This is a genomic window from Psychrobacter sp. FDAARGOS_221, from assembly GCF_002313155.2.
Taxonomy (GTDB): Bacteria; Pseudomonadota; Gammaproteobacteria; order Pseudomonadales; family Moraxellaceae; genus Psychrobacter.
The window spans coordinates 317354-340133 of record NZ_NWFK02000001.1 but is presented as its reverse complement, the minus strand read 5'-3'; the positions used below and the strand labels follow the sequence as shown (position 1 = coordinate 340133).

Annotated in this window: 21 protein-coding genes; 14 read left to right on the top strand and 7 right to left on the bottom strand. The window is 40.4% G+C overall.

Annotated features, from left to right (window positions below; translation table 11 throughout):
• Positions 1-112: 112 nt before the first annotated feature.
• A complete protein-coding gene (locus A6J60_RS01470; RefSeq protein WP_096064423.1) occupies positions 113-805 on the bottom strand; it encodes a hydrolase in 693 nt (230 codons plus the stop codon).
• Positions 806-1783: 978 nt separating this feature from the next.
• Here A6J60_RS01470 and A6J60_RS01465 point away from each other — a divergent pair.
• The gene (locus tag A6J60_RS01465) at positions 1784-2941 is read left to right on the top strand and encodes an iron-containing alcohol dehydrogenase (RefSeq protein ID WP_096064422.1); all 1158 of its coding nucleotides are present in this window, start codon (positions 1784-1786) and stop codon (positions 2939-2941) included.
• A gap of 237 nt (positions 2942-3178) precedes the next feature.
• Here the strand turns inward: A6J60_RS01465 and dnaE are convergent, their stop codons facing one another.
• Complete coding sequence (gene dnaE, locus A6J60_RS01460; RefSeq protein WP_096064421.1) at positions 3179-6808, bottom strand: DNA polymerase III subunit alpha; 3630 nt, start codon at positions 6806-6808, stop codon at positions 3179-3181.
• A 431-nt stretch (positions 6809-7239) separates the two neighbouring features.
• On the opposite strand from dnaE, the gene A6J60_RS01455 reads away from it, so the two are divergent.
• The 5 genes from A6J60_RS01455 (at position 7240) to A6J60_RS01435 (ending at position 11764) form a co-directional block, all read left to right on the top strand.
• Entirely contained in the window at positions 7240-8376 is a 1137-nt protein-coding gene (locus tag A6J60_RS01455; RefSeq protein ID WP_096064420.1) for a M14-type cytosolic carboxypeptidase, read from the top strand.
• Positions 8377-8563: 187 nt separating this feature from the next.
• On the top strand, positions 8564-9412 hold the full coding sequence (locus tag A6J60_RS01450; protein ID WP_096064419.1) for a PP2C family protein-serine/threonine phosphatase: 849 nt from the start codon (positions 8564-8566) through the stop codon (positions 9410-9412).
• 32 nt (positions 9413-9444) lie between these two features.
• Positions 9445-10110 (top strand): PD-(D/E)XK nuclease family protein, encoded by a 666-nt coding sequence (locus A6J60_RS01445; RefSeq protein ID WP_193778001.1) that lies wholly within the window; start codon positions 9445-9447, stop codon positions 10108-10110.
• A 12-nt stretch (positions 10111-10122) separates the two neighbouring features.
• Positions 10123-10467 (top strand): hypothetical protein, encoded by a 345-nt coding sequence (locus A6J60_RS01440; protein WP_096064417.1) that lies wholly within the window; start codon positions 10123-10125, stop codon positions 10465-10467.
• 70 nt (positions 10468-10537) lie between these two features.
• Positions 10538-11764, top strand: a complete 1227-nt coding sequence (locus tag A6J60_RS01435) for a PD-(D/E)XK nuclease family protein (RefSeq protein WP_096064416.1) — start codon at positions 10538-10540, stop codon at positions 11762-11764.
• 188 nt (positions 11765-11952) lie between these two features.
• Here the strand turns inward: A6J60_RS01435 and A6J60_RS01430 are convergent, their stop codons facing one another.
• From A6J60_RS01430 to A6J60_RS01415, 4 genes are all read right to left on the bottom strand, one after another.
• The gene (locus A6J60_RS01430) at positions 11953-12441 is read right to left on the bottom strand and encodes a hypothetical protein (RefSeq protein WP_127891423.1); all 489 of its coding nucleotides are present in this window, start codon (positions 12439-12441) and stop codon (positions 11953-11955) included.
• Positions 12442-12521: 80 nt separating this feature from the next.
• Positions 12522-12959 (bottom strand): hypothetical protein, encoded by a 438-nt coding sequence (locus A6J60_RS01425; RefSeq protein WP_096064414.1) that lies wholly within the window; start codon positions 12957-12959, stop codon positions 12522-12524.
• 107 nt (positions 12960-13066) lie between these two features.
• Positions 13067-13495, bottom strand: a complete 429-nt coding sequence (locus tag A6J60_RS01420) for a hypothetical protein (RefSeq protein WP_096064413.1) — start codon at positions 13493-13495, stop codon at positions 13067-13069.
• Between the two features lie 95 nt (positions 13496-13590).
• On the bottom strand, positions 13591-14382 hold the full coding sequence (locus A6J60_RS01415; protein ID WP_096064412.1) for a putative hydro-lyase: 792 nt from the start codon (positions 14380-14382) through the stop codon (positions 13591-13593).
• Positions 14383-14603: 221 nt separating this feature from the next.
• Here A6J60_RS01415 and A6J60_RS01410 point away from each other — a divergent pair, with 221 nt between their 5' ends.
• Entirely contained in the window at positions 14604-15008 is a 405-nt protein-coding gene (locus A6J60_RS01410) for a lysozyme inhibitor LprI family protein (RefSeq protein WP_096064411.1), read from the top strand.
• A 57-nt stretch (positions 15009-15065) separates the two neighbouring features.
• On the top strand, positions 15066-15389 hold the full coding sequence (locus A6J60_RS01405; RefSeq protein ID WP_096064410.1) for a hypothetical protein: 324 nt from the start codon (positions 15066-15068) through the stop codon (positions 15387-15389).
• 97 nt (positions 15390-15486) lie between these two features.
• On the opposite strand, the gene A6J60_RS01400 is transcribed toward A6J60_RS01405, so the two are convergent.
• The gene (locus A6J60_RS01400) at positions 15487-16161 is read right to left on the bottom strand and encodes a hypothetical protein (RefSeq protein ID WP_096064409.1); all 675 of its coding nucleotides are present in this window, start codon (positions 16159-16161) and stop codon (positions 15487-15489) included.
• A gap of 433 nt (positions 16162-16594) precedes the next feature.
• Between A6J60_RS01400 and A6J60_RS01395 the strand changes: the two genes are divergently transcribed.
• The 6 genes from A6J60_RS01395 (at position 16595) to A6J60_RS01370 (ending at position 22609) form a co-directional block, all read left to right on the top strand.
• Positions 16595-17176 (top strand): hypothetical protein, encoded by a 582-nt coding sequence (locus tag A6J60_RS01395; RefSeq protein ID WP_096064408.1) that lies wholly within the window; start codon positions 16595-16597, stop codon positions 17174-17176.
• 305 nt (positions 17177-17481) lie between these two features.
• On the top strand, positions 17482-19065 hold the full coding sequence (locus A6J60_RS01390; protein ID WP_096064407.1) for a type I restriction-modification system subunit M: 1584 nt from the start codon (positions 17482-17484) through the stop codon (positions 19063-19065).
• Positions 19055-20425 carry a restriction endonuclease subunit S gene (locus tag A6J60_RS01385; RefSeq protein ID WP_096064406.1) on the top strand — a complete coding sequence of 457 codons (1371 nt, stop codon included), beginning with the start codon at positions 19055-19057 and terminating at the stop codon, positions 20423-20425. Before A6J60_RS01390 ends, A6J60_RS01385 begins: the two co-directional genes overlap by 11 nt.
• 36 nt (positions 20426-20461) lie before the next feature.
• Entirely contained in the window at positions 20462-20884 is a 423-nt protein-coding gene (locus A6J60_RS01380) for a hypothetical protein (protein WP_096064405.1), read from the top strand.
• 63 nt (positions 20885-20947) lie between these two features.
• Positions 20948-22113 (top strand): IS3 family transposase gene (locus A6J60_RS01375; protein ID WP_096064200.1). Its coding sequence is split into 2 segments (ribosomal slippage): positions 20948-21206 and positions 21206-22113, totalling 1167 coding nucleotides; the frame shifts between segments, so codons are not numbered across the junction.
• 55 nt (positions 22114-22168) lie between these two features.
• On the top strand, positions 22169-22609 hold the full coding sequence (locus A6J60_RS01370; RefSeq protein ID WP_096064404.1) for a hypothetical protein: 441 nt from the start codon (positions 22169-22171) through the stop codon (positions 22607-22609).
• The last annotated feature ends 171 nt before the right edge of the window (positions 22610-22780 follow it).

Below are 22780 nucleotides of genomic sequence, written 5' to 3'. Positions count from 1 at the left end.
ATGGACCAGAACAGGTGTCAAATCTCAAACTCAATTAATCCTTTTAAACTAAACCAGTTATAAACTTCTTTTAGCAGGCAATAAATTAATTACCTATTAATAGTTAAGAAGATTATTTGTTAGCTGGGTTTGGACCAATCATCTCACCGTGTTCAGTACGCTCTGGAGCACCGTGAACCATAGTGTAAGCATAGTCAACACCGAAGCCATAAGCACCTGAATGCTCTCTTACTACGTCCATAACAGCATCATAAGTGTCGCGTTTCGCCCAGTCACGTTGCCATTCTAGTAGTACTTGTTGCCAAGTTACTGGAACGATACCAACTTGGATCATGCGGTTCATAGCTTGTTCGTGTGCTTCAACTGAAGTACCGCCTGAAGCGTCAGTTACCATGTAGATTTCATAGTCAGTATCTTGTAGGCAAGATAGTGAGAAAGTTAGGTTACATACTTCAGTCCAAAGACCTGATACAACTACTTTCTTACGACCGTTTGCAGCGTTTTTCGCTAGGAAATCACGTACGTTTTGATCATCCCAAGAGTTCATTGAAGTGCGCTCTAGGATTTGATGCTCTGGGTATACAGCTAGTAGTTCTGGATAAGTGTGGCCAGAGAAGCTGTTAGTTTCAACAGTAGTAATGGTTACTGGAATGTCGAATACTTTGGCTGATTTAGCTAGAGCAACAACGTTGTTTTTTAGAGTTTGACGGTCAATTGACTGTACGCCAAACGCCATTTGTGGCTGTTGGTCAATGAAGATTACTTGTGAGTTTTGTGGTGTTAGTAGTTCTAATTTATTTGACATATTTATTATCCTTGTTATCAAAAGTGAAGTATTGGTTATTACAAAATTATGAAGATTAAATTTATAAAACCAATGTAAAAGTATCATTACAATTAAAGTTAATATCTGGAGTGATTAAACGTTTAAAAGCGTAAATACTAGATATCAACTTAATCATAATAAGTAATTAAAGCCACAGATTCGATAAGGTGATTCTGAACGGTTTCGATTACTTATTGGCGACTAGTATATCCTCAGAGCCCATGCAGGGCAACCCATGCGTTACAGTTGCTGTACAATGTTAGCGGCCTGTTTTAACCGATTTTGTTGTTTAACAATACTTTAATTAAAAATATTATATGTAGCTGAGCTAATAGAGCTGTTTAAGTAGCATTTAGCTCTAGTTCGCCTGAATTATTGACCTAAAAGCAGTGATTATTGTTTAATACTATTGAAATATAAGGCACAACCCATTTTAGTTTATAAACTGATTTTTAAAAGCCCTTTATCTTTTTGATAACACTATTAGGCAAAATAAATCGCATTTGACAAGTTTGGTTTGAACAGCATTAAACTTTTTTATAATTTGCCATTATTTTTGAGTGTTACCTAATGTAATACTTTGATACGTACGCTTACATTAGTTGAGTATTTTTTGACCAATTTGAGCCGTTATCAAGGCTCGCCAGCACGTTCAACTTTCCAACTCTAAGCATAATACAATCAAAAATGGTGCTTAAAAGAATGATGCGTTCAAGAGAATAGAAATAGATCTTATTGAAAACGAAACTTTTAGTATGTTTCATACTTAATACCCATGTTATAATAATGGAAATGTAGTCAATCAATGCTTTAACTATCTTATATAAGAAATCAAGTAAAAAAATTATAAAAACAGCAGTACTATCAATTTTTATAAATCAAAATTACTTTAAGTACTCGGTTAATTAAGACTGTTATCTTAATTTTTAAGTCTCTCATTCATTTAAGGAGTAATTTATGGCTCTATCACAGTTCTTTATGCCTTCCAACAACCTAATTGGTGAGGGCGCACTAGAAGCCGGTATTGAACAAGTTAGCAAACTAAACTTTAAAAAAGTACTACTGGTCACTGACCAAGGTATCTCTGGTATCGGCTTGGCAGACAAAGTCAAAGGCTTACTAGAAGCCAAAAACATTGACGTCTCAGTCTATGCAGAAGTGCAACCAAACCCAACGGTTAGTAACGTGAACGCTGGTCTTGAGCAACTAAAACAACACGGATCAGATTGTGTGATGTCACTTGGTGGTGGCTCAGTACATGACTGTGCCAAAGGTATTGCGTTGGTAGCGACTAATGGCGGTAAAATTGAAGACTATGAAGGTCTAGATCAATCAAAAACCAGCCAATTACCACTGGTCTCTATTAACACCACAGCTGGTACCGCGTCAGAGATGACCCGTTTTACCATTATCACTGACGAAGAGCGTCATATTAAAATGGCTATCGTTGACAGCAATGTTACCCCAATTTTGTCGATTAACGATCCAGAGCTAATGGCAGGCATGCCAGCCAGTCTAACGGCGGCAACCGGTATGGACGCGTTAACCCACGCCATTGAAGCTTATGTTTCAACTGCAGCCAGCCCAATTACGGATGCTTGTGCGGTGAAAGCCATTGAGCTAATCGCCAAATCTCTACCAGTGGCAGTGGCTGAGCCAAACAACATGCAGGCGCGTGATGACATGGCTTATGCGCAGTTCTTAGCCGGTATGGCATTTAACAACGCCTCATTAGGTTATGTACATGCGATGGCGCACCAGCTAGGCGGTATGTATAACTTACCACATGGTGTGTGTAACGCCTTGCTATTACCACACGTAGAAGCCTATAACGAATCATCAGCAACTGCCAAACAGCGTCTAGATGAAGTGGGCGAAATCCTATTAGCCAACAACAGTGACTTGGCGGGTCTAAATACCATTGATGCAATTAAGAAAATGGCAGACATTGTCAATATTCCTAAGTCGCTAAAAGAGCTTGGCGTCAAACGTGAAGACTTTGAAGATTTGGCTGAAAACGCACTAAAAGACGTGTGTGCAGTCACCAACCCAGTACAAGGCGACAAAGCAGATGTTATTGATATTTTTGAAGCAGCTTTTGAAGCACGTTCATAATAGATACGCTGATAGTCTATAAATGATTAAATGCTAAGTAAATTGAAACAAAAAAAGAAGCGCTATTAGCGCTTCTTTTTTTGTTTACTACCTATAGTCAGGTAACCACAAAATGGTTACGGTGTTAACTTAGCTAAGTCTAGGATTGTAGTGCCTACACTCGACCTCAGTTACCTTGTGATAATTGTTTATGCTTGTGTGACTAATAAAGATTCGAATTAGCTAAGTATTACGCGTCTAGCTGTAATGGAAATATAAATGGTCGCTTGGCACAACCTGACCCAATTGCATTAAGTTGTCATCGGTTGGGTATAAGCGCCAATCATCATTTAATTTAACGCTGGCAATCGCAAAGTCGGTAAAGACGTTCAAGGCCAAAGGAATACAGCCGTCATTTTGATTGACCGGCGCACTGCTAGGGGCCATATCGTAACTGGCTTGCTCATTGTAATACGCATCCATCATTTGTGCTTCACTGGCTTCATCACTCTCATCTAATAAGGCAGGAGCAGCGGATGGAATACTGTCTAACTGAGCCGGCTTTAATAATGGCTGTAATGCATCAAGCAGCTTGGTGTCTTCACTGTTTATCTTAATGCTAATCTTCTTCACCCAGCGCTGGCGACACTCAAGTAAGGTATAAGCGTTATCCAATCGTGCAAACAAACGGCCGTCACGATCACGGATACCACCTTTAATCACAATGACTTCATCGACTTTTAGCTTGTCTTTGATGCGATTAAAGCGCTCGGCATAACAGCTGACCTCCAGACGGGCAGTACCGTCATCTAAAGTAATCACACAGCGGTTACCGAAGTTGGCGATATCGATAATTAAGCCAGCAAATAAGGTGCTGCCGTTATAGCCAGTATCAGACAAGCTATCTAAGCGGGCATTGGCGGTATAGACCGCTACTTCCTTCCGATATTGATCTATTGGGTGACCGGTTAAGTACAAGCCTAAGGTGTCTTTTTCGGCTTTTAGACGGTGTTTGTCACCCCAAATCAATTCAGGCGCAGTCGGCAACGGCGGGGCAGTGGTGGCATTGTCTACTTCACTGAACAGATCCATCATGCCCATTTCATTGTTCTGACGTTCTTGCTCAGCTGCCTGTACAGCACTTGGCAGCTGATCCATTAATGCGCCACGAATCTGGTGTCTTTGATCTGGCTCAAGATCTGGGCGTAAGGTGACAGCGAAGTCATCGAAGCAGCCCGATTTAATTAATGCCTCAAGCGTACGCTTATTGACCTTCTTGATGTCAACTCGGCGACAGAAGTCATATAAGTCGCTATAAGGTCCGCCTTGATTACGTGCGTGAACAATCGATTCAACCGCGCCTTCACCAACGCCTTTAATTGCACCAAGCCCATAAATGATATTGGTTGGTTTATCAGCGACGAACTGCCACTGACTGCGGTTTACCGATGGATTATCGACAGTAAGACCAAAGTTCTCACGGCAGTCATTAATAAAGAACACCACGTTGTCGGTGTTGTTCATGTCTGAGGTCAGAACCGCTGCCATAAATTCAGCAGGGTAATAATATTTTAGATAGGCGGTTTGATAGGCCAGTACCCCATAGGCAGCCGAGTGCGACTTGTTAAAGCCGTAACCGGCGAACTTTTCCATCAAGTCGAAGACACCACCAGAGACGACCGGATCAATACCTTGCTCTGTGGCACCGGTGACAAAGATGTTGCGCTGCTTGGCCATCTCTTCTGGCTTTTTCTTACCCATAGCACGGCGTAACATGTCAGCACCGCCTAAGCTATAGCCGGCCATCACCTGTGAAATCTGCATCACCTGTTCTTGGTAGACAATAACCCCATTGGTATTTTCTAAGATGGGCTCAAGGTTAGGATGGTCATATACCACTTCCTCACGACCATGCTTACGGTCAATGTACATCTCTACCATCCCGGCATCTAATGGACCTGGGCGATATAGCGCACACATCGCGATAACGTCTTCAATGTTGGTTGGCTGTAGCTTAGAGAGGTACTTTTTCATACCCGAGCTTTCCAACTGGAACACGGCTGTGGTCTTGGCATCTTGCAGCAGTTTATACGCGTTTCTGTCATCCAGTGGCAGGTCTTCAAGCTCAATCGGCGGCTTATTCTCACGCGCACGGCGCTCATTGATGTTCTTCACCGCAGCGTTAATAACGGTTAGGTTACGCAGACCCAAGAAGTCGAACTTAACCAGACCAACGGCTTCTACATCGTCTTTATCGTATTGACTGACGCGGTGACCTTCTTCATCACAATAGATGGCACTAAAGTCAGTAATTTTGTTAGGGGCGATAAGGACACCACCAGCATGTTTACCGACGTTACGGGTAATGCCTTCAAGCTTTAACGCCATCTCCCAGATTTCATTGGCATCTTCATAATCCATATTGTCTGGATTCGAGATTAAGTCTTTAAGCTGTGGCTCTTCAAGCACTGCATCTTGTAATGAGATACCCGGTGTCTTTGGAATCAGCTTCGATATTCTATCGGCCAAACCATAGGATTTACTTTGCACACGCGCTACGTCACGCACGACCGCCTTGGCCGCCATCGTACCAAAGGTGATAATCTGAGATACCGCTTCACGTCCATACTGACTGGCCACGTATTCAATCACACGGTCACGACCTTCAATACAAAAGTCAATATCGAAGTCGGGCATCGACACACGCTCTGGGTTTAAGAAGCGCTCAAACAGCAGATCATAATGCAGCGGATCTAAGTCGGTAATGTTTAGCGCATAAGCGACCAGCGAACCAGCACCCGAACCACGTCCAGGGCCTACTGGCACGCCATTGGCTTTGGCCCAGCGGATGAAGTCCATAACGATTAGGAAGTAACCAGGGAATCCCATCGATAGAATAATGTTTAGCTCATGCTCGAGGCGCTCATCATACGGCTTACGTACCTCAGGCCAAGTGTCATCACGCTCATCAACTGGATAAAGCTTATCTAAGCGTGCATTCAGACCACGCTGTGATTCTGAGCGGAAGAAAGTCTCAATGGTCTCACCCTCAGGTACAGGGAATTCGGGCAATACGTTAATGCCCAGCGTTAAGGTAACGTTACAGCGCTGCGCTAAAATAACGGTGTTTTCAATAACTTGTGGAATGTCAGCAAACAGCTCAACCATCTGCTGCTGAGTTTTTAGATATTGTTCACTCGAATAATCGTGCGGACGATTGGGGTCAGCTAATACGTGTGAAGTTGCAATACATACCCGCGCTTCGTGCGCATCAAAATCTTCTTCTAACAAAAAGCGCACGTCGTTATGGGCAACAATAGCAATGTTGTGCTGTGCGCCCATGTTAATTGCCTGCTCAATAAAGGCATCCTCATTGGCACGCTGGGTACGCTTAATAGCAAAGTACAAGCGATCATCGAACACCGCTTTATAGTCTTCAATCAGCGGATTGGCGCGTTCTGGATTTGAGCCCAGTAAGGCTTGGCCAACGTCAGATTTTTCGGTTAATAAGACAATCACCCCTTCGCTGTTGTCAAGCAAATGCTGTTTGTTAACAATCGGCGTGCCTTTATTCTCAGGGTTCATACGACCATCGGTGTAGCCCAGTGACACAATACGAGTGATGCTTTTGTAGCCCTCATTGTCCATGGCCAGTAGCGTTAACCGGGTATTTTCATCATCTAGGATAATTTCAGCACCGATAATAGGCTTAATACCCACATCTAGGCAGGCACGATAAAACTTCACTGCCGCATATAAGTTAGACAGGTCGGTTAATGCCAGCGCCATTTGCCCATCGGCAGCAGCCGCTTTCACCATAGGTTTGATGCGGATAATAGAGTCGGTAATAGAAAATTCACTATGAATACCAAGATGTACAAATGCCATATGTGACCTGATTTTTAATATATAAAGTTATATAAAGCTGAGCTATTAAAGCTGCCATTGTATGTTAAACATGCGGACTAAGTATTGACGTAAGTATCACAAGAGAAATAACTATAATAATGTCAATAACTTAAAAGGAAGGCTTAAGGTATTTTGCGCAACAATTTTTATAAACTTGATGGGTTTGATGTGAGCCAAATTATAGCATTTTTATACAGGCTCAACCATAGCTTATCGGCTGATATGCCATGGGCTTATGACGATATAACTTTAAAACTAACGATGTTAATGCTATATCAAAAGCTTTATTACAACCGGTATTATTATAAGCGGCAAGCCAAGCGACTCGATTGATTGTTGAGTTCGCAGTTGGCTAAGTGCTAAACTTTGAGTTCAAATTTAACACCTGTTCACTTACGTAAGGAATGATAATGCATATCAGCGCAAACTTCGATGCCGGTAATATAGAAGTTATTAGCCTACAAGACCCCAAAAATATTCAATTAGCGATTCGCCCAGATTTTGGCGGTGAATTTTTTCAGTGGTTTAACTTTCGTCTATCGGGTCAGATAGGTGAGCATTACACCTTACATCTAATGAATGCTGGTGAAGCTTCTTATCTTGAAGGCTGGGATGACTATCAAGCGGTCGCTTCTTATGATCGTCAATATTGGTTCCGCCTACCGACCACTTATAAAGACGGTAAGTTGACCATAGACGTTGAGCTTGAGTGTGAGACCATTCAAATTGCTTACTTCGCGCCATATAGCTATGAGCGTCATCTAGACTTACTAGCAGCGGTGCAAACACATCCGTTAGTCACTTTAGAGCATTTGGGTGACACTCTTGATAAGCGTGATTTAACCTTGGTTAAAATCAGCAGCGACAATGATAGCGACAATAAAAAACGTAACATCTGGATTACTGCCCGCCAGCACCCAGGTGAGTCAATGGCTGAGTGGTTAATCGAAGGTTTGCTATACAGTCTGTTAGACGGTGATAATGCTACTGGCAAACGTTTGCTTGAAAAAGCCAACTTCTATATTGTGCCAAATATGAACCCAGACGGCAGCGTGCGTGGTCATTTGCGCACCAATGCGGCGGGCACTAACTTAAACCGTGAATGGTCAAATCCAAGTTTAGAGAAAAGCCCTGAAGTTTATCATGTGATTAAAAAGATGGAGCAGACGGGCGTTGATCTATTCTATGATGTACATGGTGATGAAGCCTTGCCTTATGTATTCTTAGCCGGCTCACAAGGCACGCCAAGCTATAACCAACGTCTTGCTGATTTGCGTGAGAAGTTTTCAGCAGCATTGTTGCTGGCAAGCGCTGACTTTCAGACCGAATACGGCTATGAGATTGATGCCCCAGGTGAAGCCAACATGACACTTGCGACTAACTGGGTAGCCGAGCACTTTGATTGTCTGGCCAATACCTTAGAGATGCCGTTTAAAGACAATGTGAACTTGCCAGATGCAGACACTGGCTGGTCGCCTGAGCGCTCTATCAAGTTTGGTGAGGCCTCATTAGTGGCGATGCTTGCCGTAGTAGACGAACTGCGTTAATTAGCTAATCTATTGCTTTAAAACGCTAAAGCCTTCCAAGCTAAATTATTGGCTTGGAAGGCTTTTTTATTGAATTAAAATTGTCAGATATTAAGCATTAGGTGTAACCTAGAAAAATACTTTCTAAGTCATTGGCTATAATAAACACAGATTCAAAAAGCTGACATCCAAACATAAGGCCAATCTAATGATAGACCAGACCATGACAGCCAAGCCAGCCTCAGTTATAAGTGCAACCGCTTGTGCCATTACCTTTCAAGGCAATGCCAGTAATCAGCGTCAGCAAGATGCCTTTTTCTTTATCGATGATTATTTTCAAGAAACACTGGGTATCACAGAAGTCACCTCTGTACGATACCCGTTTTGTTTGGCCGTCTCTGATGGTGTTTCCAGCTCAAACTATTCACAGCATTGTTCTAAAGCTGTCGTCAAAGCGGTTAAAACACTAATGGATAATCGGCAACCCCCTAACGCTATCAATATTCACAAAGCTATTAGCGAAACAAAGCATATCACTAAACGCTATGGTGCATCAGCGACGCTGGCGATGTTTGAAGTACAGGATAAGGAAGGAAAGGCTGAGGCTAAATTAACCCATGTCGGTGACAGTCGTGTCTATCGACTGGCAAGTGGCGCATCGCAGTGGCAATGCTTAACTCGAGATCATAATCTGCTCAATGAGTTAATAGACGAGCAACTGCAGGCCGAGGGCACGCAAGCAAAAATGTCAGACTATAACAAGACAGGGATGGCTGGCATGCTGTATAGCATTACTGAATGCTATAGTTTATCGACAGAGGATGAGTTTAATGCTGGGGCACCACAAAGTGAGGTGAATACGATAGACATTCAGTCGGGCGATTGTTTTGTTGTTTGCACCGATGGCATACATGACTTGGTGCCAAATGATGAGTGGGAATTGATAGATGAGCAGACGGATATACAGCAATGGCTACTCACATTAAAAACCCAAGTGTATCAGTCAGAAGGTAATGCTTATGACAATGGCACAGCGATTGTGGTGCGCTTTGATTAGTTATTTAATTTCACTATATGGAGATGAAGATTATGGAGACCCCTAACTTATTTAAATTTGCAACATCTGAGCTGTCACAAGACGCATTCATTGCCTGGCTATTATCTTGGGCTAATCCTGAATACAAAGGAGGTAGTGATAAGCATAAAGCGCTTAATAAAATCGCGATAGATATTTTAACTCTATTTTTTCAAAAATCAGGTAAGAAACTACCCAATCACATCGAAAATATAGATGTGAGGAGACAGGTTAATCATATTGACGTTTTATGCGTTATTAATGATACCTATGCGGTGCTTATCGAAGATAAAGTAGGTACGGTTCAGCATTCAAATCAGTTGGCTCGATATAAGCAGTATCTAATGACAAAGCAGCATCAACCTTTTGCAGAAGATAAGATAATTTCCATTTATTTACAGACACATGATCAAAGTAGCTATGACAAAGTCATGGAACATGGATTCTATCCGGTATTAAGAAAAGACTTACTTCAGGTTTTTGATAATGCTGATAATGAAGCGGCAAGACAAAGTGATATCTATGCCAATTATTATTACTACCTGCAATCAATAGAAACAGCGGTACAAAGCTTTAGAACAGTACCTGTTCATAAGTGGAAACGCCATGCATGGAAAGGCTTCTTTATATACCTTCAAAGTCAGTTAGGTGAGGGTAGATGGAAGTATGTTGCCAATTAAAGTGGTGGGTTTATGGGGTTTATGGGGTTTTGGGGGCTAGGTTGTACAGTCAATGGTATCAGAGTTTATCTGCAACTGGAGCAAAGAAATGTCTGCTTTAAAATCACTGTATTAGATGGTGGCGACCACAAAAAAGCTAGGAATAAGTTATATAAACTATTTGTTAATGAAGCCGATAAATTTGGTTTAAGAGTAAAAAAACCTAAAAGATTTGGTAGCGGTAAAACAATGACTTTTGCTGTACTAGAAACGGAAATCTTTGACAGTGGTGACAAGCCAATTGAGTTAGAATCTGTAGTTAAGTTAATGAAGGATCTTGGTATATTTATTAAGCATTGTGCTGGTTTGGATGATTAGACAGAAATTATCCCTAACTTTAATTTTGAGTGTAGCTGGCAGGTAAGAATTAATTGAAGCGAGTTGGTTTATGCATAAGCTTGAAGAATTATTGAATAAAGTAAGCAGGAAGTCAGATGCTTTGAGAGTGGCTGAAGCCTTGTATAGCTGCCAGTTAGCACCAGACTTTAATACTTTTAACTATATTAAAACTGATGAATTAGGCATTAGTAAAATACTAGCAGACTTACTGGATCCTAAAGGGACACATGGTCAAAAAGAGCTTTTCTTACAGCTCTTTATTCAGCACAGTATGATAGACATCAAGAAGGATGAAAACTGGCAAGCCTTTATAAAAAATGCTGATAAAACTAAAGTTTCTACTGAAGTGTTGACAGAGGCTAGCGGCACTAGACGGCGCATGGATATTTATCTAGAGGGTGTGGTGCATGGTAAAAAGTATGGGATATGTATTGAAAACAAACCCTATGCATCTGATCAAGTTGGGCAAATAAAAGATTACGCCTTAGAGTTGACAAATAGAGCTGTAGATCACTGGCATATTGTATATCTCAGTGAGTATAGAGAGCTACCTAGTGAGAGCAGTATCACAGCTGAAGATTTAAGTAGTCTAATAAGTGAAAATAAATTTACATCTTTAAGATTTAGAAGCTTAATTGAGTGGCTAAAAGCTTGCAGACTAGAGTGTCAAAACAACGATGTATCAATCTTTTTAAGACAGTTTATTGCATTTATCCAAAAACAGTTTATGGGTATAGAGAATATGAGCAAAAGCAATGCAGTACTAGAGATTATGAAACAAGATACTAGCAGTATTGAAGCTAGCTTAATGGTTCAAAATAATATTGAACGAATGAAAGAAAGCTTGATATTGGAATTAATTAATCAATTAATAGAGAAAAACACGAACCCTAAAATTAATATTGAGTATTCTAAAGAGCATAGTAGGCATGGGTTGATTACTTTTGCGACAGTAGAAAGTATTGGGTTTGTCTGCTTTGAATTTGATAGACCTTATAACAACCCTGACTTAGGATTTAGATTTATATCTGAAAAGCAAAGAGACCATGAAGATGCTCCTAGACATATTGAGCAATTCAATAAAAAATTAAATGATCAAATTCACAATAAAGTATTCAAGTCATCTTGGTGGTATCCCGCGTATTACAGCTTTGAGCCTTATGACTTATGGGATACAACAACAAAACCTTGGGAGCAGATTATTAACGGTGAAATGGCCAAAAAGATATTGGGTGAAGCTGAACAAATAGTTGAGGCATTAAGCGAATATCTTTAGGTACAGATACCAACTTAACTATTTTTCAAACGCCTCGCTCGTCAAGTATATGCCGATGATATCAAGTCAGCTTAAGTTTTAACATTGAATCCAAGTTCATCACATAAAAGCCCTTTACAGCTTAATCGTTGTAAAGGGCTTTTATCTATTAGTTACACCATAAAGCCTTTATATCTTGGTATAACTGCTTATTTACTATCTAACATTACTTTGCCATCTTTGGAGCAAAATTTGCTATTCATTTTGTTTAGCTTTGCAGTCTTTTCTATATTTAAAACATACTGATTCTGTTCGTCTTTAACAAAACAAATTCGTGGTCCGAAACCTGAGCCATCACCTTCTGTCATATCTTTCTTAAGAAGGCCGGTATAGAAGTTGTATACATGATAGGGAATTATTTCAATATCATTATTATTAGCAGATTTTATAGTGATTTTATCGTTAATGCTAAAAGTAGCACAGCTTGTTTGTGGGCTGATTTTATTCAAAAATATAGATGTATTGCCATCATATAAAGTAGTTAGGATTCCTTTTTCAATATTTTTAGAATGGTTGACACATAACATATTATTATTTTTTTTATAAAAAACTTTCGCATTGCCTACCATTGTTCTGTGAGGGCACCCTAATAGTAAAAAACAGCTAGATAGTAATAAAGTAATAGTAATTTTATTCATGAGCTATCCAGTTATAGACAGTTATTAGGTTCAGCGACAAACACTGGTAGAACACTTTTCATTAAGGTGAGTAGGTATTATTAATAGCCCAACTGAGCCTCTTTATATGCTCTGACGATATAGCCGCAATACTTGGTTGCACACTCATACATGGTGACTTCAGCGTAATAAGAGCCACTATATTCGGCTGTAAAACCAACAATCGGGAAGTCATCATCTTCATCGTCAAGCTCTATCAGCTGGCCATTGTCGTCATAAACATAGAGATCAATATCGGTACAATCATCATCACAGACAGCAGTGAACATATAAGTTTCATTGCGCGTGAGTACAAACTCAGTTAGCTTTTCCTCATTTTCTGCTAATGCACCGGTACCATCCTCGTCATGTGAGGGGTAGAAGCCTTGGCCCGCGAGTGCCGCATCGCTGTCCTCAATCTCTGAGTATACAGATGCCTGTGCAAAGGGCATAGCGATCATGAGGGCAGCAAGGGCGGCCAGTTGTTTTAATGGTTTCATAATTAACCTTCAAATATAGTGCATTCTATAATCAATGCATTAAATGGGTAGAAAAGCAGCATAGGCAGTCAAGCAGTGGCTTAGTGATACAGCCATCTAATAAACCATCACCGAGTCTGTTTATATGCTCTAACTTTATAGGCGCAATGCTTGGTTGCACACTCATACATGGTGACTTCGGCGTAATAAGGACCACTGTATTCGGCTGTAAAACTAACAACGGGATGGTCGTCATCCTCATCATCTAAGTCCACGACCTTATCATTATTGTCATAAACATAGAGATCAATATCGGTACAGTCATCATCACAGACTGCGGCGAAAGAATAGGTTTCATTACGAGTAAGCATAAAGCGCGTTTTTTCTTCCTGATACTCTGTCAAAACACCGCTACCATCTTCGTCATGTGAGGGGTAGTAATCTAGTAAAGCGCCCGCCATATCCATGACTTCAAGCTGTGATTCTAAAGAGGCATATGCAGAGGGGGTGGCGACTAAAAAGGTAAAAAGTGCGGCCAGTGGTTTTTTGAATCTCATACGGGTTCTCCTGTGTTTTTAATTGATAATAAATGCCTGACTAAGCGTAGCCGACTTAAATTGGTTTAAATAAATACCAGTTTTTAAAACGGCCGTTACAACACCGCCAAGTCCTCATCCTTAGGATCACAAATAAACATATAGCCCGGCGCATGAGTAATCATCAGCTCAGGCTTGGCGGTAATGGCGATATTCTGTGGGGTCACGCCACACGCCCAAAACACAGGTACTTCACCTTCATTAATACGCGAAGCATCACCAAAGTCTGGATTATGAATATCATTAATACCGATTAAGCTAGGGTCGCCAATATGAATCGGCGCACCATGTACTTGTGGGAATCTTGAGGTTGCTTGAACAGTGCGGGTGACTTGTTGATAGGGTATCGGCCGCATGCTGACTACCATTTTGCCTCTAAAGCTGCCGGCAGGTACGGTGTCTATATTGGTGATGTACATCGGTACATTGTGATTGTCCTCGATGTGACGAATTGGGATAGAGGCATTGATCAGCGCCGACTCAAATGAGAAGCTACAACCTAATAAGAAGCCAACCAAGTCGTCCTTCCAGTAGTCATCTAAGTCGCTCACTTCATCGACCAATTCGCCATGCTTATAGATACGATATCTGGCTAGGTCGTAGCGTAGGTCTGCACCTGGTGCCATAAACTTAGGCTCGGGACTGCCGATATCGGTGACATCTAAGATAGGGCAAGATTTGGGATTGCGCTGAGCGAACAATAAGAAGTCAAAGGCCAGTGCCTTAGGTACGATGACTAAGTTGGCCTGTACATGCCCTTCACACATCCCTGAGGTCGGGCGATTGAGCTTACCGTCTCTAATAAGGGCTCTGGCAGCTTCTGGGGTTAGCCTGGCGACATCAGACATGACAAATTTCCTAATATGAATGGCCTAATAATGAATGACTTCGTTACTAATGATAGGTCTCTATAATTTTAATATCACTTAAACTTTCATAGTAACTAAATTTTACTGTCATTACTGAATTATTTCTACTGCGTAAAGACAAAATGAATTTAAAACTGTAATATTATAAAAATAGACACTGCAAAAAGAAGGTAAAGACTAATTAATAAGAGGATAAGCTGATGCGATTTGTTAAATATTGGGTACAACTGGGTATGGGCGTTGGTGTGCTGGCTGGCATGTTAATGAGCGCTCAGGCAGAGCCTGTTGAGTTCTGTGATGGTGAGTATATTACGTCTGATTTGGTAAATTGTACGGGCAGAAATCTGGAGTATGAAGACAGCAAACTGAATATTTCATACAAATCATTAATGGGATTGTTAGAGTCTGCATCAGAAAAAGAGCAGTTAAAGCAGGCGCAGCGGGCTTGGATAAGCTTTAGAGATAAGTCGTGTGATTTTACCACTCGAGAGCTGGCAGGCGGTAGTATGCACACTATGGTCTACAATAGCTGTCTGACAGATCGCACTTATCAAAGACGTATTGAGTTAGATCAGGAGGTTGAGTCGATATTGAGTTCTCAATAGTGACTAGCTTCTCAATATCTACCTAACTAACTGCCTGAAACATTAGGAGTTTGCACTGTGCCATCATTAGTCTTTATTAATGAACAAAAGAGACTGTGCTTTTATAAGTTTTGGTTTTACGAGATATTTGAATACTCACGGCAGTTCATTGACGATGAGGCGTTAGAGTTTAAGTTATACCTACCCATTGAATGTGGCATGGACTATGTAAGCTTAGAGGAGTTAAACACTGAAGAATTTAATGCAACCTATAAGATGATTTTAAAGGGCTTGAGAAAGTACAATGATACAGATAATGCGTTTATTGCAAACGAATTGGTAGTGAAAGAATGGATAGCATTAATCGATGAGTTAGAAAAGGATGAGCGCTTTGAGGGATAGGGGTTAGGGAATCTTAATTGAATAAGCAGCACATAAGATAACTTATGTGCTGCTTTACTTATGACTACAACTGATTTTAAGCATATGCTCAGTGTATTTATTTAGCAGTAATCTTAAAAACCCAAGGTGTCGACTTTAGATCATAGGTTCTGATGGCTTGTCGCTTGAAGTCTTCACGATTATAAGCCTTTGGATTAGCATTGAGCTTTTCTTCTAAGCTGTCCATAGCAGGGTAGTAATCTTGTTCAACATTCTTTATGCCCATTTTTGTGGCCATATATTTTAGATAATCATCGTTATAGCCGCTAATGCCAAAGGTTGTGGTGTATTTATCTTGAGGTCTGGACACGACTAATTCATCTGGTAGTTCAATTCTTGAAGGGCAGTTAAAACAGCCAGGAATAAATTGTATATCTGCTAGTTTGGCATTATTTAATATATCGACCACTCGGGTTTTGTCATATTGGAAGGTGATACCGCTAGACTGGGTCTTATATCGGCAGTTTTCACCATTTGGTGAAACTTTAATTTCTGTTACTTTGTCATTTTTGGTTGATACACTCAGATCACAATCAGTATTTGAGCTATTGGTGTACAAATCCCAGCCATCCCAATCTGCTTTGGTTAAGCCAAGGTTGTATTGTTTATTCAATGTGTTGATATTCTTACCCAATGAATTTGGTGTTAAAAAGCCATTTAGATTTGCTGCCATTGCTGGCGCGCTTAAAGCCAATCCAGTGGCAACCGTTAGAGATATACAAAGTTTTTTCATACAAATACTCCTTTAGAATGGATAGCAGTCGAAATATAGATTTGAGAACATTGGCATCGCCAAAGCAGATGCCACTCAAAATGAGTAGTATTAAGCATAGCGGATTATTATGTTTAGCGACACTCAATTTAGCGATATAAAATCAATCTGTTTTAACTAAAATGAATATCAGAATAGCAATCAGTTCATTTATTAACTGAATCTATGGCTACTTAAGCTAACCTAACACCTAATTTAAACCAATGTTCTGACCATAAATGCGACAACATGCCTAACTGTCTGAGGCAAACTTTTGAGAGAGTCCTATCAAAGGCTTAGTATTATGCAAATTAGTATTATGCAGATTCATTTATCGGATATTAAACCTTACAAACTTAGACGAATTTTATTATGATAATAAAACACCCCTGTAATGTAACAACTAGGAAGCATGATGAGAAATAATATCTTTAAAATAATGGTTGCCACAGTCAGTATTGCCACGCTTTCAGGATGCGCATCTGGTCCAGATAGCACATACAGCAAGATGGGCGATGCAATGAAAGATATCGCTGTTGCTGTACTATCGCCGGCCTCTCAAAATACGACCAATACACAGTCTCAAGCAACAGAGATAGGTCGCTATATCAAGCCCATGTTAGATGGCTGTGACTTCGTAGAGTTAGACAAACTTGTTCAAGAGCAGCCGGGCGCTATTGCTGATCATCAAAAAATAAGTAAACCGCAGGGAGATGATCCAAACGAAACGACCACCGTCATTCTAAAAGATGCTGTCGCTTTTGGTTATCCTTTACAGAAAATAGAGACTTATAGAGGTTATAATCAATTTCACAGTAAGCTTTTTTTCAAAAACGATAATTTTGTGAATCTACGTTCAGCATTTAAAGTACCACAGGACAGTGAATCTGATCTCACCAGAAACGATATAAATGGATATCAGGTTGGAGGATATGAGTTCGTTGCTTTGAAATTTGATAGACAAAATAGAACGGTACGTTGTGATAGAGGAATTTAACTTAACCTATTTGACTTAGGTCTGGTTATCGCTATTTGATATAGGCCTTTAACGATATAGATTTTATTAAGTTATTAATCAAAGCCTGCCAGCACATCGCAGGCTTTTTTTGTATTTGTACGACCATTGCAGTGTTTATACACAAGCGGTTTATACACCCTGTTTTTTAATCTAGGTGCGATATAAGGCACTGAGCATTGCACCAGTGTAACTGAACCGTTAATATTAGCTCATTTATTTATGTTATCAATTATAAAACAATCCACTTTTGAGCAATCCTTCATAACAATAGAGAATCTTTAATCATGGCAAAAACAACCAAAAAGAGTGATAAAAAAGAAGTTCGCTTTGAAGAGGCGCTATGGGATGCGGCCAATAAGCTGCGTGGTAGCGTTGAGTCTTCAGAGTATAAGCACATTGTGCTCAGTCTTATCTTCTTAAAGTTCATCAGTGATACCTTTGAGAAGCGTAAGCAAGAGCTGATAGATGCTGGCCAAGAGAAGTATATTGATTTGGTACAGGCTTATACCAAAGAGAACGTGTTTTATTTGCCAGAAGAATCACGTTGGAGTTTTATTCAACAAAACGCCAAGCAAGAAGATATTGCACTGAAGATTGATACGGCGCTTAGCACTATTGAGAAGACCAACAAATCATTAAAAGGCGCACTGCCTGACAACTACTTCTCACGTCTTGGCTTAACCCCGAGTAAGTTAGCGGCTTTGATTGATGTGATTAACAACATCGACACCATCGATAATGAGCACAAAGATGTGGTTGGCCGTGTCTATGAGTACTTCTTAGGTAAGTTCGCTGACAGTGAAGGCAAAGGCGGTGGTGAGTTCTATACGCCTAAGTCGGTAGTGAACTTGATTACTGAGATGATTGAGCCGTATAAGGGCAAGATATACGATCCGTGTTGCGGCTCGGGCGGTATGTTTGTGCAGTCGATTAAGTTTATTGAGAACCATCAAGGCGACACCAAGGATGTGTCTATCTATGGTCAAGAGTACACCACGACCACGTATAAGCTGGCGAAGATGAACTTAGCCATTCGTGGTATCTCTAGTAACTTAGGCGAAGTGGCGGCCGATACGTTCTTCAAAGACCAACACCCACAGCTCAAAGCGGACTTTATCATGGCTAACCCGCCATTTAACCAGTCGCAGTGGCGTGCCGATGATGAGCTAGTCGATGACCCACGTTGGGCAGGTTATCCCACACCGCCAACGGGCAATGCCAACTACGCTTGGATATTGCACATGATATCTAAGCTGTCTGAGCATGGTACGGCCGGCTTCGTATTGGCCAATGGCTCGATGTCTACTACGACGAGTGGTGAGGGTGAAATCCGTCAACAAATCTTAGAGAATGATTTGGTAGATTGTATGGTGGCTCTGCCCGGTCAGCTATTTTATACCACTGGTATTCCAGTTTGCTTATGGTTTATCAGTAAAGATAAAAAAGCGGAGTCTGCTGATAGCAAAGAGCGTGGCTTACGCAATCGCTCAGGTGAAACGCTGTTTATTGATGCGCGTAATCTAGGCTATATGCTCGACCGTACGCATAAAAGTTTATCTGATGAGGATGTTAAAAAGATAACCGATACCTACCATGCGTGGCGGGGCGAGCAGCACGCGGGCGGGTATGAGGCGTATGAAGACGAAGCAGGCTTCTGTAAATCAGCAGCATTAGATGAGATTAAAGCCAATGATTATGTGCTTACCCCAGGTCGTTATGTGGGTATGGCGCCAATTGAGGATGATGGCATTCCATTTGAAACCAAAATGAGTGAGCTTAGCGAAACCTTGTATCAGCAAATGGCTGAGTCAGAAAAGTTAGAACAAGCGATTCGTCATAACTTGGAGGTGTTAGGTTATGGCAAATAATTGGGATGAAGTGAAACTCGGAGATATTTCAAGTGATGTATCATATGGCTACACCGAAAGTGCAACAAATGAGGAAGTGGGTCCAAAATTTTTACGAATTACTGATATTCAAAATGGTGTGGTTGACTGGAATACTGTTCCTTATTGCCCTATTGATGATTCTAAGTTAAAGAAATATCTTTTACATACAGGAGATATTGTAGTAGCACGGACAGGCAATAGCACTGGTGAAAACTATATTTTTACTGGAGAGCAGGACACAGTTTATGCTTCATACTTAATCCGATTTAGACTTAAAGAGGATGTAGCCAATCCATTTTTCGTTTGGTACTCAATGCGTTCTCCTCAATGGTGGGCATTTATTCAAGGAGCTAAGACAGGTTCAGCTCAAGCTGGTGCAAACGCGAAAGTTTTAAGTAGTTATTCATTTAAGCTACCCCCAATGCCTGAACAAAAAGCGATTGCTCACATCCTAGGCACACTAGACGATAAAATCGAACTAAATCGTCAAATGAACGAAACGCTAGAAGCGATGGCACAAGCTTTGTTTAAAAGCTGGTTTGTTGACTTCGACCCAGTGATTGATAACGCGTTGCTGGCAGGTAAAGCTATTCCTGAACCACTAAAAGAGCGCGCAGAAATGCGTCAGGCTCAATTAGACAGTGGTAAATCTAAGACTAATTCAGAGATTAATGACCTATTCCCGAGTGAGTTTGAGTTTATTGAAGACTTAGGCTGGATTCCTAAGGGGTGGGATGTCGATAGTATTGATAATATGATAGAAATCAACCCTAGGCTGACTTTAAAAAAGGGAACTTTAGCCAGTCATGCTGACATGAAAGCATTGCCAGAATCTGGTTTTAATATTGATGGTGTAATAGAAAAAGAATATTCAGGTGGAACGAAGTTTCAAAATAGAGATGTCTTATTTGCTCGAATAACTCCTTGTCTTGAGAATGGTAAAACAGGATTAGTAGACTTTTTAGAACCTGGTGAGGTTGGCTTCGGCTCAACAGAATTTATTGTTTTAAGGGAAAAAGATAATATTACAATGGAGTTTGTTGCCTGTTTAGCTCGTAATAATAAATTCCGTTTGCATGCTATTCAGAGCATGGTTGGTTCTTCAGGACGACAACGAGTTCAAAACTCATGTTTTTCTGATTTTTATATGGCTCTACCTAAAAGTAGCAATAAAGTATTAGAGCTATTTCATGAAATGACTTCAGTAAACTTCGAAAAAATTTCAATACAAGCTAAAGAGAGTAGAACACTAGCCAAACTCCGTGACACGCTATTACCCAAACTCATGTCAGGCGAGCTGCGTATTCCTGATGCTGAGAAGTTGGTGGCAAATATTTAAAGGGATTTTAGTTTAAAACGTATCAAAGGACTTTTTATGAAAAGATTACTATTAAGTTTAGCGATTGGATTGGGTTCTCTAACGGCTACTTCTGCCATGGCGGCAACACCGGTATTTAATGCCCAACAAATAGCGCAAACTAAAATTCCTGAATTGAATTTCAAATACATCATGCGCCAATTTTACAGTGATCGAATGGTCAACGTGGTTTATGGTGACGATGAACTTAATAGCTATCCATATATCGGTCTAACTGGGGTAGATGATCAAGTTTTGAGAACAGTGGGAGTCATGCATCCTGCCATTGAATATAAAAACGTTTCAGGAGAAACTCGTTATCTGGTACTCATTGAAAAACTCAAGGTAGATGAAGATGATCCAGATTATTTGATTTCGTGTCGTATTTGTCTCACATCAGCTGATTTATATACTTTCAAACAGTTAGATAGTGGTGTATGAGCTATGCTGAAAAAACCGTAGACAAAAACTTGGTAAACTAAGGAAGACAAATAGGAGTTTACCATGACAAAGAAAGCTAAAAGATACAGTGAAGAATTTAAAGCAGAAGCAGTTAAAGCAATAGAGAATAATGGTGGCAATGTTAGTGCTACAGCTAGGCGGTTAGGGCTGCCAATGCAGACACTGGCTAACTGGCAACGAAAAGCCAATCAAGGCATGCTCAAGGGTACTAAGCAATACGATCCAGAGCTTGTTTCAGCCCTTGAAGAAATGAAGCGTTTAAAGCGTGAACTAAAAATAGCACAAGAAGAACGAGAGATACTAAAAAAGGCCACGGCGTACTTTGCGAAACACGGTCAGTAAGGTACGCCTTTATTGACCATCACAAATATGAATTTAGCATTACCAGCATGTGTAAAACCCTTGATATTAAACCATCAAGCTACTATGACTGGACCAAGCGTAATATCAGTGCTCAGCAAATACATCGTAACCGCTGTGAGCTGCTTGTAAAAGCTGCGCATAGTGAGACTAAAGAGCGATATGGTTATCAGCGTCTGCATGCACATTTAAGTGAGCATGGACATGAGATTAGCAAGTACATGGTGCGTAGTATCAAGGAAGAACATGACATCAAATGTAGACGTCATAAACGCTTTAAAGTGACAACGGACTCAGACCATAACAAGCGAGTCTATCCTAATTTTCTTAAACAACAGTTTGGCGTTAACCGTCCTAATTGTGCTTGGGTCAGTGATATAACCTATATTTGGACAGATGAGGGCTGGCTTTATTTAGCAGGCGTCAAAGACTTATATACCAAAGAATTGGTTGGCTACGCTATCGATAAACGCATGAAAGCAGATTTAGTCTGTAGAGCCTTAAATAAAGCAATCAAGGATAAACGACCTAGCCAAGGGCTTATTGTACATTCAGATAGAGGCAGCCAGTATTGCAGCGAAGATTATCGCAAAATGATCAGTAAATACGGTTTTAAAGGATCTATGAGTGCGAAAGGTAACTGTTATGACAATGCGCCAATAGAGAGCTTCTGGGGCGTTTTAAAGAATGAGCTGATATATCATCATAATTACAAAACTCGATTTGAAGCAATCAACAGTATCATAAAATATATCGAGTTAGATTACAATCAAGTCAGGATTCAGCAGAGTTTAGGTATGAGATCGCCAAGACAAGTTTGGATGGATTTCTATCGTCAAGCTGCCTGATCAAAATCTCCCAAGTTTAGGTGTACGGATTTGACGGCAGGGGTCAGTATATCAATTGGTTAGTAAGAGTCTACCAGACAATGAAATCGAAATTTCAGGGGGATGGGGTTTAATAAAATTTGACTCATTTAATGTGAAGACAGGCATACAAGTAATCGGAAAAGATCTTGTCGGCAGTATCTATAAAAACAATCAACTCGTACATGGTGAAGACTCATATTGGTGGGAAGCTTTACATCTACCAGAAGATGATTTTATTGACATTTATCATTTAGGTGATGGAGGTCTTGATATATCTGGGGTATATGGTGAAGATTCCCCGTTGAGTTATAAATATGATGTAGTCTACAAGGTTTTACCTGATGATAACTCGAAGTATTATCCCATCCAAATGACATATATAGGAGAAATGCCCAATGACGATACTGGGCGTATAGAAGATGTACATCACAGCACCGTTAAGAGATTTGATCCTGTGAAAAAGGAGTATTATTAAAAGTTATATATAAGGTCGTGATTTAAGCTGTAAGAAAAAAATATAACAAAGTAGGGTGTATTGCATATACCGATTATTATCGTGACCTAAAAGTACAATGGAGAGTAAACTACGATAAATTTTTGTTAAGATGCTAGTACTTGCAATTCACGTAAAATAAACAGGCAAAGG